Origin of the sequence: Vibrio sp. ArtGut-C1, assembly GCF_002105475.1 — a bacterium.
Classification (GTDB): Bacteria; Pseudomonadota; Gammaproteobacteria; order Enterobacterales; family Vibrionaceae; genus Vibrio; species Vibrio diabolicus.
In genome coordinates, this window is sequence record NZ_NCTH01000022.1 from 90874 (window position 1) to 97953 (window position 7080).

At 40.5% G+C, this 7080-nt stretch carries 5 protein-coding genes and 2 pseudogenes; 4 read left to right on the forward strand and 3 right to left on the reverse strand.

The window, feature by feature from the left end; genetic code table 11:
• The first annotated feature begins 124 nt into the window (after positions 1-124).
• From B7360_RS17530 to B7360_RS17540, 3 genes are read left to right on the forward strand one after another with little or no spacing between them, the layout of a single operon-like run.
• Positions 125-673, forward strand: coding sequence for an ECF-type riboflavin transporter substrate-binding protein (locus tag B7360_RS17530; protein WP_005375133.1), 549 nt, complete (start codon positions 125-127; stop codon positions 671-673).
• A gap of 6 nt (positions 674-679) precedes the next feature.
• Positions 680-2419, forward strand: coding sequence for an ABC transporter ATP-binding protein (locus B7360_RS17535; protein WP_085344180.1), 1740 nt, complete (start codon positions 680-682; stop codon positions 2417-2419).
• Entirely contained in the window at positions 2416-3255 is an 840-nt protein-coding gene (locus tag B7360_RS17540; RefSeq protein WP_085344182.1) for an energy-coupling factor transporter transmembrane protein EcfT, read from the forward strand. The genes B7360_RS17535 and B7360_RS17540 overlap by 4 nt, the downstream gene beginning before the upstream one ends.
• A 124-nt stretch (positions 3256-3379) precedes the next feature.
• Here the strand turns inward: B7360_RS17540 and B7360_RS17545 are convergent, their stop codons facing one another.
• Complete coding sequence (locus B7360_RS17545) at positions 3380-3661, reverse strand: YrhK family protein (protein ID WP_085344184.1); 282 nt, start codon at positions 3659-3661, stop codon at positions 3380-3382.
• A gap of 206 nt (positions 3662-3867) precedes the next feature.
• Positions 3868-4374, reverse strand: a pseudogene (locus B7360_RS17550) (MFS transporter); the annotation flags it as partial.
• A 129-nt stretch (positions 4375-4503) separates the two neighbouring features.
• Here B7360_RS17550 and B7360_RS17555 point away from each other — a divergent pair.
• On the forward strand, positions 4504-5781 hold the full coding sequence (locus B7360_RS17555) for a site-specific integrase (RefSeq protein ID WP_085344186.1): 1278 nt from the start codon (positions 4504-4506) through the stop codon (positions 5779-5781).
• Between the two features lie 1213 nt (positions 5782-6994).
• Here B7360_RS17555 and B7360_RS24670 read toward each other — a convergent pair.
• A pseudogene (locus B7360_RS24670) lies at positions 6995-7080 on the reverse strand (IS5/IS1182 family transposase); the annotation flags it as partial.

The window sequence follows — 7080 nt, forward strand, 5'->3', positions numbered from 1 at the left end:
AAAAATAGAGCAAACAATAAGCAGCTTGGTTGTTTTGGATATATATTACACAATCAAATAACCAATGCTTTCCAACAATATAAATGAACGTTCTTTAAAATCGACCATTGAACTGAGGTTATCTATGAATCTTTCTGCTAAAACCGTTGTGGTTATTGCAATTGGTGCTGCTCTTTACGGCATCGGTGGCTTACCTATGTTTGGCATCCCTGTGTTTGCAAACACAACGCTAAAACCAGCAATGGCAGTATTAGCATTGTTCTCAGTACTATTTGGCCCACTTGTTGGCTTTTTGGTTGGTTTTATTGGCCACTGGGTCACCGACCTATTTGCAGGTTGGGGCGTATGGCTCACTTGGGTACTTGGTTCAGGTATTGTTGGTTTGATTATCGGTCTATTCCCTTCTCTAACACGCTACCGTTTGGAGAAAGGTGATTTCAATATGAAAGACTTCGCGTTATTCGTGGTACTTGCACTATTAGGCAACGTATTTGGTTACGGTTGCTCTGCATTCCTCGACACGATTTTGTACGCAGAACCGTTCACTAAAGTGTTTACCCAGCTTTCTATTATCGCGATCGGTAACACCATTCTTATTGCTATTGTTGGCTTCTTCATTCTTAAATCTGTCGCTAAACGTAACAAGCAAAGCCGTAACTTAACAGAGGCTTAATGTCGAATGACAATCGAATTTTCTAACTTCTCTTTTAGATATGAGTCGCTGGACAAACCGACGCTAAAAAATATCAATCTAAGGATAGAGAAAGGAGAGAAAATCGTCATTATTGGTCCAAGTGGTAGTGGTAAATCTACCCTTGGGCAATGTCTTAACGGACTGATCCCACACGCAATCAAAGGGGAAACCAGTGGAACATTGACCATCAATGGTCAAGACACCGCCCCTTTCGACATGCATCAATACACAGAGCAAGTTGGCACCGTACTGCAAGATACGGACAGCCAATTTGTCGGCTTGAGCATTGGCGAAGACATCGCATTTGCGCTGGAAAACCAGCTAACTTCTAACATCGACATGTACCCATTGGTCAAAGCCACGGCCAAAATGGTCGACTTGGAACAGATGTTAGATCGCTCTCCCCACGATTTATCTGGCGGGCAGAAACAGCGTGTTTCTTTGGCGGGCATTCTCGTCGATGACGTCGATATCCTTTTGTTTGATGAACCACTAGCTGCGCTTGACCCTAAAACGGGTAAAAAAACCATCGAGATCATCGATGATCTACACCGCGAAACGGGCAAAACCATCGTAATCATTGAGCATCGTCTTGAGGACGTTCTGCATCGCTCAGTTGACCGTATTATCTTGATGGAAAGTGGCGAAATCATTGCCGATACAACGCCAGATGAAATTTTAGCGTCGCCTCTGCTAGAAGATTACGGCATCCGCGAACCGCTTTATATTTCGGCTCTGAAAGAAGCAGGCTGCGCGATTGAGGGGGATGCAAAACCTTCTAGCTTAACTACCTTACCGTTGGAGCAATATAAACCAGCAGTACAAGCATGGTTTGATGGTTCAACAGCACAACCACCTAAAACGCCAGCCGAGACTTTGCTTGAAGTCCGTGGCCTCACCTATTCTTACGACGGTGAGAAAAACGCGCTAGAAGACGTGAGTTTTGACATCAAGCGTGGCGAGTTTGTCTCTGTACTTGGCAAAAATGGCTCGGGTAAATCGACCATCACCAAACTGATTATGGGCGTTGTTGAAGCGGATAGCGGCTCAATGAGCATGAATGGTCAAGATCTAAACGAACTGACCATCTTCGAGCGCAGCCAGAAAGTGGGCGTGGTGATGCAAAACCCGAATCACATGATTTCCCATCACATGATTTTCGACGAAGTGGCCTTCGGCCTCCGTAATCGTGGCGTTGAAGAGAAACAAATCGAAGCTAAAGTACTTGAAGTCCTTGAGCTGTGCGGTTTGAGCAAATACCGTCACTGGCCAATCGAAGCATTGAGCTACGGCCAGAAAAAGCGCGTAACCATTGCGTCAATTTTGGTCTTGGAACCAGAGCTTCTGATCCTTGATGAACCGACGGCAGGTCAGGACTACCGGAACTACACGTCTATGCTGAGTTTCATCGAAAAGCTCAATCGCGAGTTGGGCGTAACCGTGATGATCATCTCCCACGACATGCATTTAGTGCTGGAATACACCACACGCTCTATCGTGATTGCAGACAGTAAATTAGTCGCGGATGCACCAATGACGCAGGTATTCAGCAGTCCAGAGCTACTAGACCAAGCAAACCTCACCACAACAAGTCTGTTTGAGTTGGCTACGAAAGTTGGCATCGAAGACACCAATGGCTTGATGCAGCATTTTATCAATGTAGAAAAAGCGCACCGCCAACAAAAAAGCAGCGAAGTAAACCAACCAGAGAAAGCGGTGGCATGAAAGACAATAAGATGAAGTTTGGTATCAACTACATCGATACCCAATCGCCACTTCATAAGTTGAATGGCATTACTAAGTTCTTGCTTTTCATTGCTTGGGTAACGGTGGTGTTGACCACGTTTGACTTGCGAATCATTGCACTGTTGATCGTGCTTGGTTTGGGCTTATTGAAAATGACCAAAGTGCCATTTCATGTCTACAAACCGCTATTATTCGGTACTGGCACGGTATTACTGATCAATGCCCTGTTTATGTTCGCGTTAGCACCGCAACAAGGTACTGAGTTCATGGGCTCATCAACGGTTTTACTCTCATTAGCCGGTAATTACTCGCTCACTCAAGAGACGTTGTTTTATCTAGTAACAGTGACGTTGAAATACTTCAGCATGTTCCCAATCGCGTTAGTGTTTGTATTTACCACTCACCCGACGGAGTTTTCAGCCAGCTTGAACCGCTTGGGTGTGCCTTACAAAATCGCCTATGCCGTGAGCTTAACGCTGCGCTACTTGCCGGAAGTGAAAAAGGACTTTGTTAACATCATGCACGCGCAACAAGCACGCGGAGTAGAACTGAGTAAGAAGGCTCCGTTGTTCACTCGTATGAAGAACGTGGCGAAGATTCTTGGCCCTCTTATTTTCTCTAGTTTGGACAGAGCAGACCAAATCTCAAACGCGATGACACTGCGTGGCTTCGGCCGTCATTCATCTCGCACTTGGTACAGCTTAAAACCACTGACCAAAGCCGATATGATCTGCATGGCGGGGATTGCGGTGATAGTGATTGCTGCGATCAGCAAGCGTGTTATGGACACACAACTGTTCTGGTATCCGTTTTAAATTCTAAAGCTTCAAGCTGAACATAACGTGGTTAGTGTTGTGACCACGTTATGTTTCCCTCTTTCCCCTCGATAACCCGCTCATTAGCCTCTTGCTTGCAGGTGCTCAAAATAGGCGTGTAATCTCAGCGGCTCGTTGATGTGGCAGAAAGTTGCTTATTTAAGCGACCAACATGAACTAAACTCATCAGTTTTATCAGGGGCTTAATGATCAACTGCGCGCTGCCTACGATGAACAGCCAAGTACCACTTTCAATCAACGAATCATTCAAAAAGAAAAAGCTACCAATTAAAAACCAAATAGCAATGAGTAGGTCGTTTGCAGCACCTAACGCCTCATAGCGGCGCTGAATAACGATGTGACGGCATCCTAGATCTAAATCCAACTCTCTGCCATGTATCTGCACTGTATAGCTCCCCTCTTATTGTTTCGCGTCAGTTATGCCCAAGTTATTTCGAAATACTTAGTTCTAAACCCTAACGGACGTGGCATGCATTGACAACCATTGGAGGGATTATCTATTTGCAATAAAAAGAAAAGGGCGCATAAGCACCCTTTTTAGCGAGTCTAATTACAGGTATTCGCTTTAATGATTAGATAGTGAGTGCCAACTTAACTCCACTTCAACAAGCGAGTTTCGTTGCCTTCTTCCGGCTTCGCTGGAATATTGAGTGACAACAGCAAGCTCACTGCTGCCATACCAGCGCCGATGTAAAATACGCTCGCAGGTGAAACAAGCCAAATGACACCAAACGTAACAGGTATTACAACCGCCGCAATATGGTTAATCGTAAACGCAACGCCCGCGGTCGACGCCATATCGGCAGGATCGGCAATTTTCTGGAAGTAGGTTTTAATCGCAAGCGCTAACGCGAAAAATAAATGATCGACAACATACAATGCTGCCGCCCACTCTGCCGTTTGCACCAAACCGTACCCGACGAACACGAAGATCAAACCGACGTATTCAAACATCAACGCTTTGCGCTCACCAACAACGCCGATAAAACGGCCTATTCGCTTCGCAAACAAGAAGTTAAAGACATAGTTGATCAAAAACAACAACGTAATGTCTGCGGCAGAGTAACCAAACTTCTCTACCATCAAGAAGCCAGCGAACTATTCCTAGCATTCTAAATGTAAAAGGATAGATTAATCAATTTCAACTATCATTTCAGATACTTGAATCTTGCCATTCATAACAAAAGTCTCAAAAATGAATTTTGTTATTTACTAGGAGTTATTGTAATGGATTTTAAAGTAATACCCACCCAACTAAAGGGACGACAGCAAGCAATTATTGTAGATAGTGAGAATCAACCTATCTCTCACATTACAGACATGATCTTTGCTAATGGCTGGCTAACTCATCATGCTTCTGCATTAGCTTTCAACTCTCAACTTGCTTACGCCAGAGCACTGTTGTTAGTACTTAAGCACCTATATTATCAGCAGGTTTCTATTGTAGAGAAAGTCGAGGCTGGAGAGTTTATGACCTATAGCCAGCTTGATAAATTGGCTTATGACTGTAGTTTTAGGACTGGCTTTTTATCTGATCGCAACTCCAATTCTGTTGTCCCCTTATCAAAGAAGCAACTTATTGAACTACCTCATTTCAATCACTCTAACTTTACTGATCAATTGGTTTCTAATAGCACTGCAAAGATTAGATTAAAGTCCTTCCGTTGGTTTGTTAGTTACCTAAAAGAAATACATCATTGCACTGCTAATGAGAATTCAACCGTTATACAAAGATATCTTGCATTTGATAACCAAATAGCACTTGAAATAAAAAAACTCAAAGAGGTGAATAGAATCATAGTTGATCCATTTGAGTCAGCAATACCTAATGGTGTCATGACTCGATTAAGAAGTGATTTGAAGGAAGGTAGCCAACTAAACCCCTTTGTAAGTTCGAAACTAAGAAATGAATGTATATTCAATCTATTCATAGATACAGGAGCGAGAAATGGAGCAATCGCTAAACTAAAGATATCCGATCTACGTGATGATAATCATCCTAGAATACATATCACTCGTACTCCAAATGATCCTGATGATATAAGACGGCATAAGCCAGCTCAGAAAACAAAACATGCAGTTGTTCCAATATCAAGAGCTACAAGTAAACTTTTAATTCGTTACATAAAAAATGAACGTTCCAAATATTCAGAAGCTAACTTTCATGATTTTATATTTATTTCTGAGAAGGGTAAAAGTGCAGGGAAACCTCTTTCTATCAAGGCATACGCTTACATATTTACCGTAATTTCTAAGCATGTAAACATGTCAATTACTCCGCATAAAATTCGATATTGGTTTTCGGAAGACTTTGATAAAAAAGCTGAAGAGGCTGGAGTAATCGGTGAATCGAAAGAAGATATGAGAAAGTTTATAATGACACATTCTAACCGTTCAAAAATGGGACAACTTTATAATGAAAAGAGAATTCATGAAAAAGCCAGAAAAATAAAATTCTCAATTCAAAATAATATATTAAATACCAAAGTTGAGGAAAACAAATAGTGAAAGAAATAACAAGAAATCAATATTACTCCAATAAAATAAATGAATGTTTACATGCTAGAGATAAAAATTTCACTTTCACACCTTCAGATTACCAATGGAAACTTGGAGTTGGAAAGTCAAACACATTCAATATATGTTTCTTGCATGAGTCTACGTTAGCACTAGACATTATAGAATTTCTACTTAATAGTCTAGTTACCAAAGCTATAACTAATAAACCAAGTACTTTCGAAGGGCCACATTTAGCATTTAGATCTTGGGTTACGGAAGTAATGAGTGACAATGAAAATGATGCATATTTATCATCACTATATAAATTAAGTGATAAATATCAGTATGAATTTGTAACTACCGTTTTGAAAGAGTTTGATAAAGAAGGGAAAAACCACCTAACAAGCGTAAGCTTCATTTTATTTTTGGAAATATTATCTAAGAATAGAAAAAACTTTAAACGAAGAAAAAACGATCGTAAAAGCATCATTGTTAACCCAGAAAAAGGAGCTCACACTCAGCTTGAGCTTGTAAGCATTTTTGAGTCGATACGTATACAAGGAAATCATATTAACTCTCTATTATCGAAGAAAAATATAACGGAAAATAATATTAGTGAGATATCTATTCACCTTGCCTTTGTCTTAATGTTTTCAATTTTGCGAAGACCAACTCAAATAAGAGATTTGAAATTAGGGGACTTCCGTTTGAGTGGGCAGTCATACAACAACGATTATACGATAATACCTCAATTGATTGGCTTCGATGAACTTATTATAAGGACTTTCAAAGGTAAAAGTTCCAATGGATTTAGAGAAGATGCTGAACGAGTTCCACAGGTGTTGAATAGAGAGCTATCCTACATATTTTCAAAGTATATTCATTCATATGTCAATTTGGTAATAAAGATGATAGAAAGAAATGGAGTAGAACTAAACAAAAATGAAAAGGCATACATTATTTCTAAACTACCAATGTTTCCGGAATATGTGATATTTAAATCAAAATTTAAAAATAAAGATGAGTTATTTAAACTCTATAGTGAAAAAAGTGAATTTGGTCATTGGAGTCGGCACAATGTGTTAAATAAACTGAATAGATATAGTAAAGACACTTTATCAAAGTATTATAAATCAGAGCGAATATCCAATCCATCAAAAATGCCAGTTGGTAACAATCGAATCCGTCATACAATATTAACTAATGCTGCACTAAGAACCTATCCCAAAAGGGATTTATTCCAAACAATGAGGCCACAAGCAAAATGCAACATGGCCTCGTAGTTTTCGATTTTCTTTTCCCAAC